Below are 18,150 nucleotides of genomic sequence, written 5' to 3' on the forward strand. Positions count from 1 at the left end.
TATGAGTGGGACATCGGATGGACTAGTCGAAGAAATAAGACGCGTAGCCAAGTTGGCCATGCTGGAGCTCAATGAAGATGAAATTAAACATATCGGGACGCAGTTTAAAAATATTCTGGATCAGCTTCAGACGTTAAGCGAACTTGATACAAAGGATATAAATCCCTTTAGTTTAGAGGATATGGAACCCATGCCCTGGCGTAAAGACGAAGTTGTGGCGTGGAACAGATACAGCGAGGTGCTTTCCCAGGCTCCGGTCTCCGAAGAGGGCTACTTCAAGGTGCCGCGAATTGTGGAGGGCGATCACGATGAAAAATAGCGAGTTTTTGAAGTTATCGGCTTTAGAGCTTGTGGAAGGTTACAAAAAAGGTGATTTCACGGTTTCAGATGTAATAGAGACGGCCCTGGAACACATAGAGGTTAACGAAAGAAATTTGAACGCCCTTATAACGCCTCTCTACGAAGAGGCCCGTTCCAGATCGTGGATGTTGGATGCTGCTTTAGCGAGGGGCGAAGAGTTGGGGTCCCTTTTCGGAGTCCCCGTTGTAGTGAAGGATAACATTACAGTCGATGGAGTAAGGACTACCTGTGGAAGCAGGATGCTGGAAAATTGGATTTCTCCCTACAGTGCACATGTAGTTGAGTGCTTAGAGCGCGCCGGAGCGGTGATAATTGGCAAAGCCAACATGGATGAATTTGCTATGGGAAGCTCGACGGAGTTTTCTGCCTTTGGCCCGGCCTTGAACCCATGGGATTTGTCCAGAGTGCCTGGGGGAAGCTCGGGAGGTAGCGCTGCATCCGTTGTTGCAGGTTATGCTCCCATTGCTTTGGGAAGTGACACCGGTGGCTCCATTAGGCAACCTGCTGCCTTTTGTGGGGTGTACGGATTAAAGCCGACATACGGCCTAGTCAGCAGGTTCGGCTTAATTGCCTTTGCTTCTTCGTTGGATCAAATTGGCCCTTTTGCCAGAAGTTTGAAGGATGTAGCGGCAATTTTACAGGTCATATCTGAACCTGACGCCAGAGATGCTACATGTGCCAGAAAAGAAAGGCCGAATTACGCTGAATTTTTAAACGTAACTTCCCTTGAAGGTTTTAAGGTTGGATATTTGGCGGGTTATGAATCCCTAGAAATTGATGATGAGATAAAAAGAGCAATTTCCCAAACCATAGAAATATGCAAGGAGGCTGGTGCTGAAATAGTGGAGGTCGATTTGCCGATATCGACACGATACGGCCTTCCTTGTTACTACACTATAGCGCCAGCCGAAGCAAGCTCCAATTTGGCCCGTTTCGACGGAGTGCAATACGGTTTTTCCGTGGCTGCCGATGATTTGAAGGAACTGTACCTCAAAAGCCGCGGCTCAGGTTTCGGCCCCGAAGTGAAAAGGAGAATACTGATCGGGACTTTCGTCCTAGGTTCCAGCAGATACGATGCCTATTACTTGCAGGCACAGAAGGTGAGACAGCTCATAATCAGAGAATTCAATGCAGCCTTTTCAAAAGCCGATGTCTTGCTAACTCCTGCAACGCCGACGTTGCCCTTTAAACGGGGCGAGAAGCTGACTGACCCCGTCAAAGCCTACATGGCAGACCTTTTTACTATACCCGTTAATTTGGCGGGCTTGCCAGCTTTGTCGATGAGAGCATCGATGAGCCAGTCCGGGCTACCCGTGGGCGTTCAATTGATAGGAAAGAAGTTTGGAGAAGGCGATATCTTAAAAGCGGCTTCGGTTATTGAACAGGTCGTAGGACCGGCTGCAACTGCTTTAGGGGGCGATCGAAAGTGAATGAATTTATTCCTGTAATAGGACTGGAAATTCATGTTCAATTATCGACGAAATCCAAGATGTTTTGCTCTTGTTCGACTGATTATATTGGCGCCAGGCCAAACAGCCATGTATGCCCTATATGCCTGGGTTTGCCGGGATCTCTTCCGGTCATTAACGAAAGGGCCATAATGTATGCAGTCAGGATGGCCTTGGCTATGCGGTGCAAGGTCAATACCCATACGGTGTTCCATAGAAAACATTATTTTTATCCCGATCTTCCCAAGGCCTACCAGATAAGCCAATACGATTTGCCCCTTGCCGTTGACGGTCATCTTGAGGTGAATGATGACGAAAAGGCGCACAAGATCAGAATACAAAGACTTCATTTGGAAGAAGATGCCGGAAAACTTGTCCATGCTGCTATCGGCGGAAGGTTGATGGGTGCTGATTATTCTCTTGTAGATTATAACCGGTCGGGAGTTCCTTTGATGGAAATAGTCACCCAACCTGACATAACATCCCCAAAGCAGGCAAGGGAGTTCGTGTCTAGATTGCGCCAATTGGTCAGATATCTCGGGGTTTCCGACGGCGACATGGAGTCGGGATCGTTGAGAGTTGACGCAAACATTTCGATAATGGAACCGGGCGGCAAATGGGGTGAAAAGGTAGAAGTAAAAAATATGAACTCCCTAAAAGCTTTAGAGAGAGCCCTGGAGTACGAATACGAAAGGCAGAAAGAAGTTAAAAGCAAAGGGGAGACGATAGTTCGCGAGACCAGGCATTGGGATGACGATTCGGGTAAGACCGTTTCAAGCCGCAGCAAGGAAGAAGCCGAGGATTACAGATATTTTCCCGACCCCGATCTTCCTTCCCTTGTCGTGGATGAGAGAACCATAGTTCAGTTGTGCAAGGAACTGCCCGAACTTCCGTGGGAAATAAGGGACAGATTTATCAGCGATTACGGTTTATCCCTCGAAGAGGCGGAGGTACTTACGGAGCGGCGCGATGTGGCTCTTCTCATGGATGATCTAGTCAAAGGAGGATCTCCCGTTAAAGTGGCGTCAAACTGGATAAGGACTGAAATAATGAGGGTATTGAACGAAAGGGCAATTTCCGCAGAGGAGATTACGATACCGTCGGATGAGATGGCCCTTCTTTTGTCTCGAATCGATAGAGGGGATCTTTCGACGACAGCTGCGAAAGAGGTTTTCGCCATGATGTTGGAAAAATCATTAAATGTCGATGACGCCATTAAAGCTTTAGGTTTAAGCACAGGCAAATTAACTGGCTCCGATTTGGAAGCAATTGTCGTCAAAGTCCTATCAGAAAACGCTGAGGTTGTAGAAGAGATTAAAGCTGGCAATGATAAAAAAGGTAAAAAAGTTAAATTTTTACAGGGCATTGTCATGAGAGAAACGAAAGGACAGGCAGATCCGAAAGAGGTGCAATCGCTCATCATGAGCAAGATTTAAATTAGGGGGGTAGGACGATGGGAGCGCACAAACCTGAAGATACGAGAACGATTGCGGTAGCAGCTCACGGAGGTGCAGGAAAGACATCGCTGGTTGAGGCAATGTTGTTCGATACGGAAGTTATTGGACGTTTGGGCAAAGTAGAGGTTGGCAATACCGTCAGCGATTATGACGCCGAAGAACAGAAGAGACAGATTTCTATCAATACATCCGTCGCAACCTTCGACTATAATGGCAAAAGGATGTTTGTTCTTGATACCCCTGGTTATGCCGATTTCATTGGAGATCTGCGTTCGGGAATGCGAGTGGCTGACTCGGCGGTTATAGTAGTAAGCGGAGTCGATGGCGTGGAAGTTCAAACTGAAAAGGCCTTCGATTTTGCCGAGGATTTTTCCATACCCGTACTGTTTTTTATAAATAAAGTGGAAAGGGAAAATGCTGATTTTTACAGGACATTGAAAGAAATTCAGGAGGTTTTGACGGATAAAGCACTTCCGTTGTTTTTACCCATCGGTCAGGAAACAAATTTTAAAGGCTTAGTAAATGTGCTGACCGGAAAGGCCTTTATATATAAAGGTGATGGAAGTCGAGAGTATGAGGAGACTGATTGTCCCTCCGAACTCGAGGAAGGACTTTCCTCTGCCCGTGAAGCCTTGGTGGAGAGGGTAGTCGAAGTTGACGATGAGCTGATGATGCGTTACCTCGACGGAGAAGAACTGGAAGAACAAGAGTTGGTAGAGGCATTGAAAAAGGCGGTGTTAAATAGGATAGTGATGCCCGTATTGCCCGGTTCGGCTCTTGCGAATATCGGAATATTCCAGCTTTTAGATACCATAATCGATATTCTGCCCTCCCCAGTAGATATGTTTCCCAGAAAGGCGATAGATGCAGAGGGCAATGAAGTAGAAGTGAAGCCCGATCCCAATGAGAAATTCAGCTCTCTCTGTTTTAAAGTCATGGTCGATCCCTATGTGGGAAAGCTATCATTCGTTAGAGTATTTTCTGGGACCTTGACTTCGGATCAATCTGTATTCATTGTAAATAAAAAGGTCGAGGAAAGGATAAGCTCTTTGAGATTCATGAGGGGCAAGGAAGGGAAGGACGTTAAGGAAGTGACAGTGGGAGACATTGTGGCTATCCCCAAGTTGCAAAACGCCGGTGTCGGGGATACTGTTGCAGTCAAGGGAGTCGATTTTACGTTTCCCGCGATCCAATTTCCGAACCCAGTTTATAGCCTGGCAGTCGTTCCTAAAAGCAGGGCTGACGAAGATAAGCTGTCTAACGCTATTCATCGCATGCTCGAAGAGGATTCCACGTTGCGCTATGAGAAAAACGTTGAAACCGGAGACCACCTCCTTTCAGGCATGGGAGATTTACATCTGGACGTAGTCCTGTCGCGCATTAAAGAAAGATATGGCGTGGAACTCGAAACTCGTTTACCCAAAGTTCCATACAGAGAGACCATCAAAAAGCCCTCTAAAGCGCAAGGCAAATACAAGAAGCAAACCGGTGGCCGAGGGCAATACGGGGACGTGTGGCTTGAGTTGCAGCCTACAGAGCGGGGCAGCGGTGTAGAGTTTGAGGATCGCATTGTCGGTGGGGTCGTTCCTAAGCAATACATTCCTGCCGTCGAAAAAGGACTAAGGGAAGCAGCTCAAAAGGGTGTCCTTGCCGGTTATCCTTCCATAGATTTTAAGGCCGTTCTTTACGACGGCTCTTACCATGAAGTCGATTCTTCAGAAATGGCCTTTAAAATAGCAGCTTCAATGGCATTCAAGAAGTGTTTTATGGAAGGCTCTCCCGTCTTGCTTGAACCGATCATGAACGTAGAAGTGGTAGTGCCCGAGGAGTATCTTGGCGATGTCATGGGCGATTTGAACTCTAGAAGAGGGAGAATTATGGGTATCGAGAGCAGAGGGAGATTCCAGGTGGTTAAGGCCCAAGTGCCTCTCGCGGAAATGTTCAGGTATGCCATCGTCCTTCGTTCCATGACTTCGGGCCGAGGCAGTTTCTCCATGGAATATTCTCACTACGAAGAAGTCCCTCAAGATCTGGCTAAAAAGATAATAGCTCAGGCTCAAACCGAGGCGGTAGAAGAGTAAATATACTTCGTATCCCTAGCTCGAATATAATAATTAAGCGGGAGGATTCTCCCGCTTAATTATTAGCCTTTTCTGACGTTTTTCAGATTTCTATGAGTGCTTTGATTAACGAAGACAGGGTTTTGCTCTTTTTCTGAGGTATTACGGTTATTTCTTGTTTCAAGATCTCTCCCGATACGTTTATTACCTTTCCCCGCCTTTCGTACCAACCCGCAATTGGCATTACCAAATCTGCTTTAATATCCTCGAATGATCTTGATGTCAAGAGGGCGCATTTGGCACGATTGTCCGCATTGACCCCTTGTAGGACTTCAACGGTGGCTTGATCGGGTTCGACCAACACCAGTTTCGTAACCTGGCCCTCCTTGATCATGCTCAGATTATCGATTGTCGGAGTTAAAATATCTCCAAGTACGCGTAAAGCTCCCTCGGTATTAGCTCCCCGATAAAGAGGTATGTAGGAGCATTTGCCCAGGGTCGAACATAATTTTACGAACGCCTTGGCCGAAGAGGCATTTGAGGTGACTTTTGGTCCCGCCAAGAAAATGGGATGTCTGGCCGATTTTAGTGTATTTATTGCCCTGACAAGCGTTGTCTCCTTTATCCCCGAGAGCTCCGATGTCTTTTTGATCAGCCTTTCATCCGTGAAAGATTCGAGTATAGGATATATTTCCGCTACATCGGTCTTCAGTAAAATTGTGGTACCCCTGTCGAGCAATCCAGGATCGCTTCCCAAGTAAATGACCTTTAAGCCATCTTCTCTTACATTTTTCCGTAACATCGTGGTGATCAAAGGTACTTCCTGATCCATGTTTTCGTCAATAACGAAGACGACATCGGATTCGTAGATTTGTCCCAGCGTACATCTCTTCAAGTTTGCCTCCTTGGCAAGGGATGTGAAAGCTTTAAAGTCATCGGCTTCCAAAATTGAGACTGCGATATTTTGCCCTTTACGGTTTAAAAACTCTTTTATGGACTCATATTCTTCGTTGCTCAGCGAGTTCCCTAAAAATAGCGAGACAACTCCTTCGGAACGAAGGAAGTCGACGAGTTCAAGCAAAGTTTCCTTGATATCTTTATTTATTTCCGGCCTTTGTCTTTTTAAATGGAAGGTTCGCGCCTTGAAACAACACAGCCCGAGAGTGGGCGAAGTTGGGGACCCCAACTCTGTAGTAACCCGCACTACGTTACGTTTTCCCTTGTCGGCATTTACATATATCTCGCACCCGAGAGAGCATTCACCGCAGGTAGTCTTTGTGGCCGTCGGGATTTCACTGTGAGGCCAACGCTCCTTTCGTTTCTCGGTAAGAGCGCCGACGGGGCATAGCTGCACGCAAAGGCCGCACCCCGTGCATTCAGATTCGTCCAAGGGCTTCATGTATGCATCGTGTATTGTCGAGACAAATCCTCTGCTTACAAAATCAATGGCATGTAGTCCGACGATCTCATCGCAGGTCCTGACGCATCTTCCACAAAGTATACATTTATCCATGTTTCTGTCGAAGTATTTCAATTTTTCCTCAAGGCGCTTTATCCTTTCTCCGCTAAGCCGTGTAGGCGAAGCCTCGTATTCGATCGAATAAGAGCGCAATTTGCATTCGAAGACGTCGGGACATCCGCACTCCATGCATCGGCTGGCATCTATTTTTACCTGCTCTTCCGTGAGCCCCCTGTTGAATTCTTCGAAGGGTTTTTCAAGTCTTTCCTCTGCCGGGAAGATTTTAGGCATTTCCCTGGGTTGTTTTTTCTTGTCCCTGAAATCTTCGGGCCCTAGGTTTTCTCTCGTGACGTCGCATTCAAAGGGGCGCTTGGGATATCCGCGGGTAATAAAATGATGTATAGATTCAGCAGCAAAATGGCCTTCCCCTATAGCCGCAATTGCTATATCGGGTCCGGTCCTCAAATCTCCGCATAGAAATACCTTTTCGAGAGGGGTAGCGTAGTTGTCATCGCCTAAAATCTTTCGGCCGTCGTGGATTTCAGGCGGCAGAAAGTCGAGTACGGCCCTTTGTCCTATTGCAGCTATCACGGTATCTACAGTCAAGGTAAATGTTTCTCCCGTAGGAATGGGCCTTCTTCTTCCCGATTCGTCGGGCTCGCCAAGGACCATCTTTTCGCACACAAGTTCACGGACCGATTCGTCACCTGATATTTCCTTGGGTGCTGCAAGGAAAATAAAGTTTACCCCTTCTTCCATTGCCTCTTCGATTTCAGCGTCCTCCGCCGGCATTTCCTGTCTTGTGCGTCTGTAAACTACTGTAACTTCTTCAGCCCCAAGCCTTTTGGCGCATCGACAGGCGTCCATTGCGGTATTTCCACCCCCGATGACAGCGACTTTCTTGCCTATCTCTACGGGAAGACGGTTATTCACCTGATACAGGAAATTTATTCCGCCAAATACACCCTTTAGGTCCTCTCCCGGGACGCGTAAAGGTGTGCTTTGCCAGCAGCCAAAGGCGAGCAATATGGCATCAAATTCCCTGCGTAATTGCTCTAAAGTTATATCTCTTCCAAGGGCAGTGTCCGTCTGGACCTTTATGCCCCACGACAGCAACCAGTCTATTTCTTTCTGCATGATGTCTCTAGGCAGCCTGTACTCTGGGATCCCGTATCGCATCATGCCTCCCAGATGCGATTCTTTCTCGAAAATAGTTACGGCATAACCTTTTTTTCTGAGAAAAAAGGCAGCCGATAATCCAGCGGGGCCTCCCCCTACAATAGCTACGTTGTGGCCGTTTTCCTGTATTTCGTCTATGTGGCCCAGCATGCCGTTTTCGATGGCCCAGTCTCCTACGAAGCGCTTGATCTCTCTTATGGAAACAGGTTCTTCGTCGACGAAATTGCGTCTGCACTTTTCCTGGCAGGGTGCAGGACAAATTCGTCCTATGGAAGCAGGAAGGGTTACGTTTTCGTGGAGCAAGTCCAAGGCTTCTTTGTAAAAGCCGGAGGCAGCTAAGTTTACGTAACCTTGAACATCACCTCTGGCAGGGCAGACAAGAGTACAGGGCGGTCTGCAATCTCCAACGTGATCCGATAACAAAAGCTCCAGAGCTGTCCTCCTTGCCGCGACAGTTCTTTCCGTATTGGTGTATATCTCCATGCCCTGGGATATCTTATTGGAGCAGGCTCGCACCAAAGCCTTGGCCCCCTTCACTTCCACCAGGCAAACAGAACATCCTCCGTGTGTCGAAAGATGCGGATCGTAACACAGAAAAGGTATGTCCACACCACAATCCTTGCACAGATCTAATATCGTTTGTCCCGGGTAACCGTAGACTTCACGACCGTTTAGCAATACTCTAATGTTTCGCTCCATACCTAAAAGCCTCCTCAATCAACAAATATAGCAGAGACAGGACAGGTCTGTTTGCATTGGCCGCATCTCACGCATTTGGCGTCGTCTATTTCGTGGGGTTCCTTAACTTTGCCGCTAATTGCGCCAACGGGACATATCCTGGCACATCTAGTACAACCTATGCATAGATCGGTATTTATTGTGTAGCGAATGAGAGAAGGGCACACCTTTGCGGGACATTTCTTGTCCTTAACATGAGTTTCGTATTCCTCTCTGAAGTATTTTAGCGTAGTCAACACAGGGTTTGGGGCCGTCTGTCCAAGACCGCATAGGGAACCTTCCTTTACTTGTAATGCCAGTTCATAAAGCAGATCAAGATCCTCCATCTTTCCCTCTCCGTTGCTGATGCGTTCTAATATCTCTAGCATTCTTTTTGTACCTATTCTGCAAAAGGGACATTTTCCGCAGGATTCGCGTTGTGTGAAGTTCAGAAAAAACTTTGCCACATCGACGACGCAGCTTGTTTCGTCCAAAACAATCATGCCTCCGGAACCCATGATTGCTCCCGTTGCTGTTATGGATTCGTAATCTACAGGTGTATCGAGGAGCCAGGAAGGTATACATCCTCCCGACGGCCCGCCCATTTGCACTGCTTTGATCTCTTTTCCGTCGGCGATTCCGCCGCCAATATCATATATTACTTCTCTGATGGGCATTCCCATTGGAATTTCGATGAGGCCTCCTTTGGCTACCTTGCCGGCGAGGGCAAATACCTTCGTTCCCTTGCTTTTTTCAGTACCAAAACGCGAGAATTCCGATGCTCCATGTCGTATTATCCACGGCACGTTTGCATAGGTTTCCACGTTGTTAATGTTGGTCGGCTTTCCCCAAACGCCGCTTTCGGCTGGAAAGGGAGGTCGGGGTCGCGGCATTCCCCGTTTTCCTTCTATTGAGGCTATCAGGGCTGTCTCTTCGCCGCAAACAAATGCCCCGGCCCCTTCTTTTATCTCTATATCGAAATTAAAGCCGCTGCCAAAAACGTTGTCTCCCAAAAAGCCTCTTTCGCGTGCCTGGTCAAGAGCTATGTTTAGCCTTTTTATGGCCAAAGGATATTCTGCTCGACAATAAATATAACCGTGAGAAGCACCGACGGCGTAAGCACATATAGCCATACCCTCTATGACGGCGTGGGGGTCACCCTCCAATACGGACCTGTCCATAAAGGCGCCCGGATCTCCTTCGTCGGCATTGCAAATCACATATTTGGGTTCTCCCTTGGCTTGTCGCGTAAATTTCCACTTAAGCCCCGTTGGGAATCCTGCGCCACCACGACCCCTAAGGCCTGATCTGTACACTTCATCTATGACTTCATCGGGAGACATTTCCTTCACGGCCTTTGAAAACGCCTCGTAAGCCCCTCGGGAAATGGCCTCGTCTATTTTTTCCGGGTCAATTATCCCGCAGTTTCTGAGAACTATCCTGACCTGCTTTGCCATCCTATTGTTTTCCGGCGCCCGAGTTTCCTCATCGCTGTATATAATCTTTTCTTTTAGGACTGAAGTGGGTTGCAAGGAGGAGCCGACCAATTCCTTGGCTAATTCGGGTGTCATATATCCATAAATGGTTCTCTTGCCCTCGATTTCTACTTCAACTAAAGGTTCATATGAGCACAGGCCAATACATCCGACCTTTTTTAAAATAGTATTTTCGTCTCCGACAAGCACTTTGGAGAGTTCCTCGTAGACGGAGTCTGCCCCCGATGCCAAACCACAGCTTGCCATCCCAACGCGCACTATTGTATTAGCCATTATTGCCTTCACCTCTTTTGTTCGTTCTGTAGCCATCCAGAACCTTTACGGCCCTATCGGGCGTCAGGCGACCGTAAACGTCTTCTCCGACCATCATAACGGGAGCCAGGCTGCAGCACCCGAGACAGGCGACAAGCTCCAACGTGAAAAGCCCGTCGTCCGTCGTCTCTCCTTCCGAAATTCCCAAATGTCTCATTACTTCTTGGGCTATCAGCAAGGATCCCTGTACATGACAAGCCGTTCCTCTGCAGAGTTTTATGGTATATTTGCCTAAAGGTTTAAATCTAAACATGGCATAAAATGTCGCTACACCATAGAGGCTTGCTTCGGGAATATCGAGCTCTTTGGCCACCTTGCTCAATACTTCTTGTGGCAAATAGCCGTAACTTTCTTGTATTTTCGATAAAAGCGAAATTGTGATGCCCTTTTTACCCCGAAAGGTCTCGATAATGTTCTGTAAAGCCTGCTCGTCATCTTGTTTTGTTGAAAGCATGAGCTTCCCTCCTATTTGAAAAGCTGGTCAAAAAAATGAATTTAGGGATAATATAACACTATTGATTTGCACTTAGAAGATCCTTGGGCTTTTTTTATTGCGAGTTGTTGCGCCTTTACGGGTATTATGCTATATTCTTTATATATGTTTGGTAACCCTAATTTTTCAAATCAGAGGAAGGTGTAGAATATGACTGTGAAAGTTTATAGTACTCCCACATGTCCGTGGTGTACAAAGGTAAAAGAATATTTAAAAGACTTGGGTGTCGAGTATGAGGAGGTAGACGTCAGCAAAGACAGGGCTGCTGCTATGGACATGGTGAGGCAAACTGGCCAAATGGGTGTGCCCGTAACCTTCATAGGTGATAAGTTTATTGTCGGTTATGATCCTGAGGCAATTAAAGAGCTTTTAAAGGAAAACAGCATATTAGATTAGCTTAATTTTAAAGGGGGAATACCTTTTGGACGAGCTGTTAAGCGTAAGCGTCGGAGGTGCTTTTGTAGGTGGAGATCGTCCCGTTTTGAGAGAAAATATCGACGGTCTTTTAAGAATGGTCGAAGAAGCCGATGTCCTGTTGCGGGAAAAAGGGAGAGACGACGTTGAGGGCTTTGGTTGGATTAACCTGCCCTATCAGGATTTGTCCGAAACGATTGAAATCGGGCGTTGGCTTTCTGGCTTTGAAGCCATCGTGCAAATAGGCATTGGCGGATCTGCTTTGGGAAACAGAATGCTTGCAAAGGCACTCCTTCCCCCTTTTTACAACGAACTTGATGCTTCCGTCAGAAAGGCCCCCAAGTTTTATCTGCTGGAAAATCCGGATCCCAAGACGGCATTATCTTTACTGGATCGACTTGATTTGTCGAAGATAGCATTTGTAGTCGTCAGCAAATCGGGAAGCACGACGGAAACGGCTGCGCACTTTTTATGGGTATGGCAAAAGGTCAGGGAAAAGATAGGCGAAAGAGCAAGGGACAATTTTTTGATAATTACCGACCCTAGAAAAGGCATCCTGCGCAAATTTGCCAAATCTACAGGTTGTAGGAGTTTGAATATTCCCGAAAGCGTGGGGGGCAGGTATTCTGTTCTTTCCTCGGTAGGGTTGGCAACGGCTTCCGCTTTGGGTATCAACATCGAAAAGCTGGTTCAAGGTGCTAAGGAGATGGATCAAAGACTTGCCTTGCGGTCGCACCTTTGGGAAAATCCCGCATGGCTATTGGCCTGCATTAACCTGTTGCACGCTAAAGCCGGCCGTAATATGGCCGTTATGATGCCCTATGGAGACGATCTTGCCGATTTTGCCGAATGGTTTGCTCAGCTTTGGGGAGAAAGCCTTGGCAAAGAGGGATGCGGCACCACTCCTGTGCGTGCTCTCGGAGCTATAGATCAGCATTCCCAGCTTCAACTTTACGCGGAAGGCCCGGACGATAAGCTAATTACGATTATCGACGTAAAAAATAGGCCGTTATTTCTATTGCCGGACGTTGTAGATATAGAGGCGTTGAAGGATTTGGAGTTTTTATACGGAAAGGCCCTGGGAGATCTGTTGAGTATAGAGGCTCGTTCGACGGCTTCGGCTTTGATAAAAGCTGGAAAGCCGGTTATTTACCTTAACATTCCTGAAGTTTCCGAGAGATATATTGGTGCTTTGGTGTTCTTCTATGAATATGTAACAGCTCTTGTCGGTTTTTTGATGAAAATCAATCCCTTCGATCAACCTGGAGTGGAACAGGGGAAACGATATATATATTCGCTCATGGGCCGCAGGGGATACGAGGAATATGTGAAAGAAGTTGAAGAATATTTTGGTGCATGCCAAAAAACGGAGATTATAATATGATTCCAAGTTTGGAATGCATAACGGAGGAAGTTATAAATGACAGATACCCCCTTGCTTCAAGTAGATGAAGTAACGGTAACCCGAGAAAACGGGAAAAAACTGCTCGATCAAGTCAATTTGCGAGTCGGGCATGGAGAGGTAACTGGAGTGTTGGGCCGAAACGGTGCGGGAAAGACGACGTTGGCCTATACTGTTATGGGCCTTCCTTCCTATAGGCCCAATTCCGGCAGGATCTTCTTTGAAGGAAAGGATATTACCAATCTTTCGATTACCGATAGATCGAGATTAGGGATAACTTTAGCATGGCAATATCCGGCTAGATATGAAGGAATTACCGTTGCCGAATATTTGAGATTGTCGCGTAAGGATGCGACGAGAAGAGAACTAGAAGAGGCTTTGGATTTTATTCAGATGGAACCTTTTTACCTGGATCGTTTTGTTGACAAGGCTCTATCCGGAGGAGAGAGAAAAAGGCTGGAGCTTGCGTCTATCTATTTAATGAGGCCCAAGCTTGCCATCTTAGACGAGCCCGATTCGGGAGTAGATCTTCTGGCTTTGGGCGATGTGATAAAGCTTTTTAAAAAATTAATAGATTTTGGTAGCAGCGTATTGGTAATAACCCATAGAGATGACATAGCTTCGGCTTGCGATAGGGCTTACCTGCTTTGCAACGGCAAGGTCATGCTCGAGGGACAACCAGTTGCCGTAAAGCAATACTTTATGTCGCTGTGCAGCCCCTGTTCAGACCCACTTTTAGCCGGAGGGGTGATTTCCAATGAATCTCAGTAATGAATATATGTCACTGATAGAAATAGCCGAAAAGGCGGGAGAACCCATCAGGACCGACGATGCTCATGTTATAGTTCATGCCAACAATATCATCGCTGCAAAAGACATCCCCGGTCTTGAAATCGACGCCGAAGAGACTGAATTTGGCATTAGGGCATCCTTTACCGTAAAAGCAGGAGCGGTTTTAAAGAAACCCGTGCATCTTTGTTTCGGCCACCTTGGCAAAGAGGGAAAGCAAATCATAGAAAGCAGGATCGTGCTGGAAGAAGGGGCGAAAGCTAAATTTTACTCCCACTGTATTTTTCCGAATGCCGTAAAATTCCTCCATGCGATGGAAGGCGATATAGTAGTGGGCAAAGGTGCTGACATGACATATGAAGAAGTGCACGTCCACGGACCTGAGGGAAAGATTGAAGTCAGGCCACTGACCCGCGTCGTGGTGGATGAAAAGGGCAGGTACGTGAGCAATTTTTCGTTAATCGAGGGAAGGGTAGGGATTCTGTACCTCGACGTGGAAGTGGATGTCGTCGGTTGGCTTGGGAGTGCGGAAATAACCTCTAAAGTTTACGGGAAATACGATGATATCTGCAACGTTAAAGATACGATAAGGCTATCCGGGGAAAAGTCGAGCGGATTGGCCAAAGCTAGAGTTGTATTGAAAGACAACAGCTTCGGCAAGTTTTTCGGAGAAGTGCAAGGAGCTGCTGACGGATCGAAAGGTCATGTCGATTGCACTGAAATAGTGCAAGGAAATGCGAAAGCGGAAGCCGTTCCCGTCGTCTCTGTGGTTCATCCCGGAGCTGAGATAACCCACGAAGCTGCCATAGGCCGTATAGCCAACGAAAAGCTGTGGGGTCTGATGGCCAAGGGTTTGACCGAGAACGAAGCTATTGACGTTATCGTTTCGGGCCTTTTGAGGTAGGTCTTATGTCGCAATGGATATAGTGTCGAAACTTTATGATGTGGCAAAGAGGGGGCGGGAAAATGCTTATGCCCCCTACTCTGGTTTTTCGGTGGGTGCCGCTTTGCTCGCCCAATCGGGCCGTATTTACGCCGGATGTAACGTTGAAAATTCCTCCTACGGACTAACTATTTGTGCCGAAAGGGTTGCTCTGTTTTCTGCAGTCGCTCAGGGAGAGCGGGTCTTCGAGATGATGATTATATGTGCCGACTCTATAGTTCCCCCCTGTGGAGCGTGTCTTCAGGTAATGGCCGAATTTGGTGATATGGAAATAATATCGTTTGATATGGAAGGTAAGTTTCAGCGAAACCGCCTTTCAGAGCTTCTTCCTCAGTCCTTTCGCTTGCTTAAGTAGCCCAAAGCGTCTTACGAAGTGCCCTTAAAGTGCTGTATTCTCCTTGCGGCGCTTCTTCAAGTATATTTTTCAGGATTTCATTTATTCTTTTTCTCTTCGTGTCGTCCCCGTAAGGACATTTTGGTCCCCGTTCCGGCAGATCTATCTCGGAAGCTGCCGATATCAAAGTTTCCTCAGGAAGGAATATCAATGGCCTAATAACCCATGTTTGCGTTCTGCTTTGCCACGTTTTTGGCTGTAGCGTATGAAGTTTTCCGGAGAAAAATACATTCAGCATTAACGTAACGGTGGCATCGGTTAGATGATGTCCTAAAGCTATTTTCCTAAACCCTCTGTCCTTTGCGATCCCGCTCAAAATGCCCCTTCTCATGTTCGCGCAAAAACTGCAGGGAGATTTTTCCCTTCTGATTTTTATAATTTCAAATATAGGATAGGCATAATGCGTAAAGGGTACATCGAGGCTTTCGCAAAAGTCCTTCAGCCCTGCGGGATCAAACTGCCCGCCCGTTGGATCTACAATCATGGCTTCTATATTGAATCTGATGGGGCTTACTCTTTGTAAGTGTTTTAGGGCAATGAGGAGCAACGAACTGTCCTTCCCTCCGGATAAGCCAACTAAAACATTATCGCCTTCTTCGATCATGGAGTAGGCGCACACCGCTTCGCCGACGCCGCGTTTGATCTTCTCGGGTAAATCGAACATTCACATCACCACGCTGAGATATTAATATGTATGTAATATGAATTACAATAACTAAGACAAAGAATAAAAGTTTTTTAAGCCTTGAAGTAAAGTATATTCTGCAATAGGATATTTTCAAATGATGTGTAGGCAAGAAATCTCAAAAAGCTATTTGGTAACATGTCCAGGTTTTCTAAAATATAAAAACACAAAGGTGATCGGGCCGGCATGAAAATCCTTGGTTTTTTGATTGACAACAGCGTTTATTTTTACGTTGCCTTTATGTTGGCAGGAGCGCTAGTAGGATATTTCGGGAGAGTTCCAAACTTTATAAAAAGGCATAACGGGAGAGTTCAGACGTTATGTCTTATTTTATTGCTCCTGGCGATAGGTATTGAGATTGGAAGCAACGAAGAAGTGCTCAAGGCGTTAGGTAACTTGGGCTATAAAGCTGCTGCGGTTTCTTTTTTGTCTGTTTTGGGTACAATATTTTGTATAAATATATTCGTCAGATTTTTGACAAAAGACAAAAAGGGAATGATGAATCATTGATCGTCATCATAGTTGCCTGTTTAGCGGGCGGCATCTTAATTGGAAAGCTCGCGGTATTTTCTTTAAGCAACATAACTAATTTGATTATCACATTAGGATTGTTCGTGCTGCTATTTTCCGTGGGAATTGATCTTGGTTGCAATAAGGAGGCGCTTAGAAATATCAAAGAAGATGGGATAAAGCTTTTTATCGTTCCTGTGGCAACGGTTTTGGGGACAGGGTTTGGTTCTTCTTTGGCCTCGATATTATTGAGAATGCCTTTAAATGAGACCCTGGCAGTTGGTGCCGGTTTCGGATGGTATTCTCTTTCAGGGGTTCTTATCACTCAGATGCATAGCGTAGAACTGGGAACCGTAGCCTTTCTTTCGAACGTGATAAGAGAGGTCATTGCCCTAATATCGATACCGCTGATAAGCAGGTATATCGGATCCTTTGAAGCAGTGGGCGTGGCGGGTGCAACGGCAATGGATACCGCCTTGCCCGTTATCGTAAAGAGCAATTCTCCTGATATTGCAATTTATTCTTTTATATCGGGTTTTTTGCTGACGCTTCTCGTTCCCGTCTTGGTGCCCCTTGCATTGGGATTGTGATGGCATAAAAGTTAATGCATAAAAAATAAATCAATACTATAGCGGTGAAGGGTGGCACGTCATATGTTTTTTCTATCAGTAGTCATTACGTTAATATTCGTTATATCCATAGGCGTTATCGCATCGGGAAAGAAAATAGACGAAGAAGGATATTCATTGGCGGGCAGAAGGGCAAGCCCCTTTGCGGTTTCTGGAATATTGCTAGGCGCCCTCGTGGGAGGAGCATCTACAGTTGGGACTGCGGAGATGGCTTATGTTTATGGTTTATCAGCTTGGTGGTTTACCCTTGGAGGAGGAATAGGATGTCTTCTTTTGGCGCTCTTCATAGCCGAGCCCCTGAGAAAGTCTAAGGTCACTACATTAGCACAGTTTCTGTCTAATCACTACGGCCTCCGGATGAGCAGGTTGGCTGCAGTGGGTTCTGCCCTCGGGACCCTTATGGCCGTAGTAGCCCAGTTTCTTGCGTCGAGCGCATTATTGTCGGCCATAGTGCCTTTGCCATCTTGGGCTTTGAGCTTGCTCGTCGCTTTTCTTATACTATTATTTATCTATTCCGGGGGCACAAAAAGCTATAGCGCTATAGGGCAGACAAAGCTGATTTTATTGTATATCACCCTCATTGCCTGCGGTGTAGTTGCCTACGGTATGGGCCACACCCCCTGGGCCCTGATAAGAGAGCTTCCCAGATTTCCCTATTTCTCTCTCTTTGCAAGGGGTATTTTAAAGGAATCGAACGCCTGTCTTTCACTGATCGTCGGAACCCTGGGAACGCAAATTTATGCCCAGGCCATTTTATCGGCCTCAAACGAGAGCACGGCAAAAAAGGGAGCGCTGCTATCAGCAATTTTAATGCCACCTATAGGTCTCCTTGGAATTTGGATAGGGTTAGCCCTGAGGAGAGAGGGCGTGATTATCGAACCCTCGCAGGCGCTTCCCTATTTTTTGTATAATTATTTTCCCAAAGTGTTCAGCGGGGTAGCTTGGGCAACGCTTTTTATCACTTCGCTGGGCACTGCGGCGGGGCTATCTTTGGGAGTTGCCACAACAGTATCTTACGATCTTTTCGTTTCTTTTAAAAAAATTACTTCAAGCAGAGTCAGTCTTCTGGTAAACCGGCTAAGCCTTTTAGCCGTGATACTCATAGCTTTTATTGCGAGCCTGAAAGCTGCCGGTTCTTTCATACTTCAATGGAGCTATCTCAGCATGGGCCTCAGAGGAGCTGGGGTATTTGTGCCGCTTCTTGCAACGGTCCTTTACGGAAGGCTGTCTCCATCGATGGCCTTTGCTTCGGGTGCGGTGGGGATTGGAACAGCCTGTTTATGGCCCCTTTTGGAGCTTCCCGGAGAGGGAATTCTCATGGGCGTGTTTTTTTCTGCCCTTTTGATGTTATTCGATATATTTCAAAGGGGATGGATAAAAGAAAAAGCCAGCCTTTAACGTAA

16 protein-coding genes are annotated in these 18,150 nt (G+C 46.6%); 12 read left to right on the plus strand and 4 right to left on the minus strand.

The window, feature by feature from the left end; all coding sequences use genetic code 11:
• Position 1: 1 nt before the first annotated feature.
• Genes gatC through fusA form a run of 4 tightly spaced genes read left to right on the plus strand, consistent with a single transcriptional unit; the run spans position 2 to position 5,346 of the window.
• A complete protein-coding gene (gene gatC / locus B3N34_RS06845; protein WP_286976127.1) occupies positions 2 to 319 on the plus strand; it encodes an Asp-tRNA(Asn)/Glu-tRNA(Gln) amidotransferase subunit GatC in 318 nt (105 codons plus the stop codon).
• Positions 309 to 1,790, plus strand: a complete 1,482-nt coding sequence (gatA, locus tag B3N34_RS06850; protein ID WP_286976128.1) for an Asp-tRNA(Asn)/Glu-tRNA(Gln) amidotransferase subunit GatA — start codon at positions 309 to 311, stop codon at positions 1,788 to 1,790. The genes gatC and gatA overlap by 11 nt, the downstream gene beginning before the upstream one ends.
• Positions 1,787 to 3,244 carry an Asp-tRNA(Asn)/Glu-tRNA(Gln) amidotransferase subunit GatB gene (gene gatB, locus B3N34_RS06855; protein ID WP_286976130.1) on the plus strand — a complete coding sequence of 486 codons (1,458 nt, stop codon included), beginning with the start codon at positions 1,787 to 1,789 and terminating at the stop codon, positions 3,242 to 3,244. The genes gatA and gatB overlap by 4 nt, the downstream gene beginning before the upstream one ends.
• 17 nt (positions 3,245 to 3,261) lie before the next feature.
• The gene (gene fusA, locus B3N34_RS06860; RefSeq protein WP_286976132.1) at positions 3,262 to 5,346 is read left to right on the plus strand and encodes an elongation factor G; all 2,085 of its coding nucleotides are present in this window, start codon (positions 3,262 to 3,264) and stop codon (positions 5,344 to 5,346) included.
• 82 nt (positions 5,347 to 5,428) lie between these two features.
• On the opposite strand, the gene B3N34_RS06865 is transcribed toward fusA, so the two are convergent.
• The 3 genes from B3N34_RS06865 to nuoE are packed head-to-tail and all read right to left on the minus strand — an operon-like array spanning position 5,429 to position 10,942.
• Entirely contained in the window at positions 5,429 to 8,662 is a 3,234-nt protein-coding gene (locus B3N34_RS06865; protein ID WP_286976134.1) for an FAD-dependent oxidoreductase, read from the minus strand.
• 14 nt (positions 8,663 to 8,676) lie between these two features.
• Complete coding sequence (gene nuoF / locus B3N34_RS06870; protein ID WP_286976136.1) at positions 8,677 to 10,449, minus strand: NADH-quinone oxidoreductase subunit NuoF; 1,773 nt, start codon at positions 10,447 to 10,449, stop codon at positions 8,677 to 8,679.
• Positions 10,442 to 10,942 carry an NADH-quinone oxidoreductase subunit NuoE gene (gene nuoE / locus B3N34_RS06875; protein ID WP_286976138.1) on the minus strand — a complete coding sequence of 167 codons (501 nt, stop codon included), beginning with the start codon at positions 10,940 to 10,942 and terminating at the stop codon, positions 10,442 to 10,444. Before nuoE ends, nuoF begins: the two co-directional genes overlap by 8 nt.
• A 189-nt stretch (positions 10,943 to 11,131) precedes the next feature.
• Here nuoE and B3N34_RS06880 point away from each other — a divergent pair, with 189 nt between their 5' ends.
• The 5 genes from B3N34_RS06880 to cdd are packed head-to-tail and all read left to right on the plus strand — an operon-like array spanning position 11,132 to position 14,884.
• Positions 11,132 to 11,377: a glutaredoxin family protein gene (locus B3N34_RS06880; protein WP_213698760.1), complete on the plus strand. Its 246-nt coding sequence runs from the start codon at positions 11,132 to 11,134 to the stop codon at positions 11,375 to 11,377.
• Positions 11,378 to 11,402: 25 nt separating this feature from the next.
• The gene (locus tag B3N34_RS06885; RefSeq protein ID WP_286976140.1) at positions 11,403 to 12,779 is read left to right on the plus strand and encodes a glucose-6-phosphate isomerase; all 1,377 of its coding nucleotides are present in this window, start codon (positions 11,403 to 11,405) and stop codon (positions 12,777 to 12,779) included.
• A gap of 36 nt (positions 12,780 to 12,815) precedes the next feature.
• Entirely contained in the window at positions 12,816 to 13,568 is a 753-nt protein-coding gene (locus tag B3N34_RS06890) for an ATP-binding cassette domain-containing protein (protein ID WP_213698762.1), read from the plus strand.
• The gene (locus tag B3N34_RS06895; protein WP_286976142.1) at positions 13,555 to 14,490 is read left to right on the plus strand and encodes a SufB/SufD family protein; all 936 of its coding nucleotides are present in this window, start codon (positions 13,555 to 13,557) and stop codon (positions 14,488 to 14,490) included. Before B3N34_RS06890 ends, B3N34_RS06895 begins: the two co-directional genes overlap by 14 nt.
• Before the next feature lie 13 nt (positions 14,491 to 14,503).
• Positions 14,504 to 14,884 (plus strand): cytidine deaminase, encoded by a 381-nt coding sequence (gene cdd, locus B3N34_RS06900; protein WP_286976143.1) that lies wholly within the window; start codon positions 14,504 to 14,506, stop codon positions 14,882 to 14,884.
• On the opposite strand, the gene B3N34_RS06905 is transcribed toward cdd, so the two are convergent.
• Positions 14,877 to 15,587, minus strand: coding sequence for a tRNA 2-thiocytidine biosynthesis TtcA family protein (locus tag B3N34_RS06905; protein ID WP_286976144.1), 711 nt, complete (start codon positions 15,585 to 15,587; stop codon positions 14,877 to 14,879). The two genes, cdd and B3N34_RS06905, sit on opposite strands and share 8 nt — an antisense overlap.
• 207 nt (positions 15,588 to 15,794) lie before the next feature.
• Between B3N34_RS06905 and B3N34_RS06910 the strand changes: the two genes are divergently transcribed.
• From B3N34_RS06910 to B3N34_RS06920, 3 genes are all read left to right on the plus strand, one after another.
• Positions 15,795 to 16,118 (plus strand): LysO family transporter, encoded by a 324-nt coding sequence (locus tag B3N34_RS06910; protein ID WP_213698765.1) that lies wholly within the window; start codon positions 15,795 to 15,797, stop codon positions 16,116 to 16,118.
• Positions 16,115 to 16,708, plus strand: coding sequence for a lysine exporter LysO family protein (locus tag B3N34_RS06915; RefSeq protein WP_286976147.1), 594 nt, complete (start codon positions 16,115 to 16,117; stop codon positions 16,706 to 16,708). Before B3N34_RS06910 ends, B3N34_RS06915 begins: the two co-directional genes overlap by 4 nt.
• Before the next feature lie 63 nt (positions 16,709 to 16,771).
• Entirely contained in the window at positions 16,772 to 18,145 is a 1,374-nt protein-coding gene (locus B3N34_RS06920; protein ID WP_286976149.1) for a sodium:solute symporter family protein, read from the plus strand.
• Positions 18,146 to 18,150 lie beyond the last annotated feature (5 nt).

Source organism: Acetomicrobium sp. UBA5826 (genome assembly GCF_002433005.1).
In the GTDB taxonomy this organism is placed as follows: Bacteria; Synergistota; Synergistia; order Synergistales; family Acetomicrobiaceae; genus Acetomicrobium.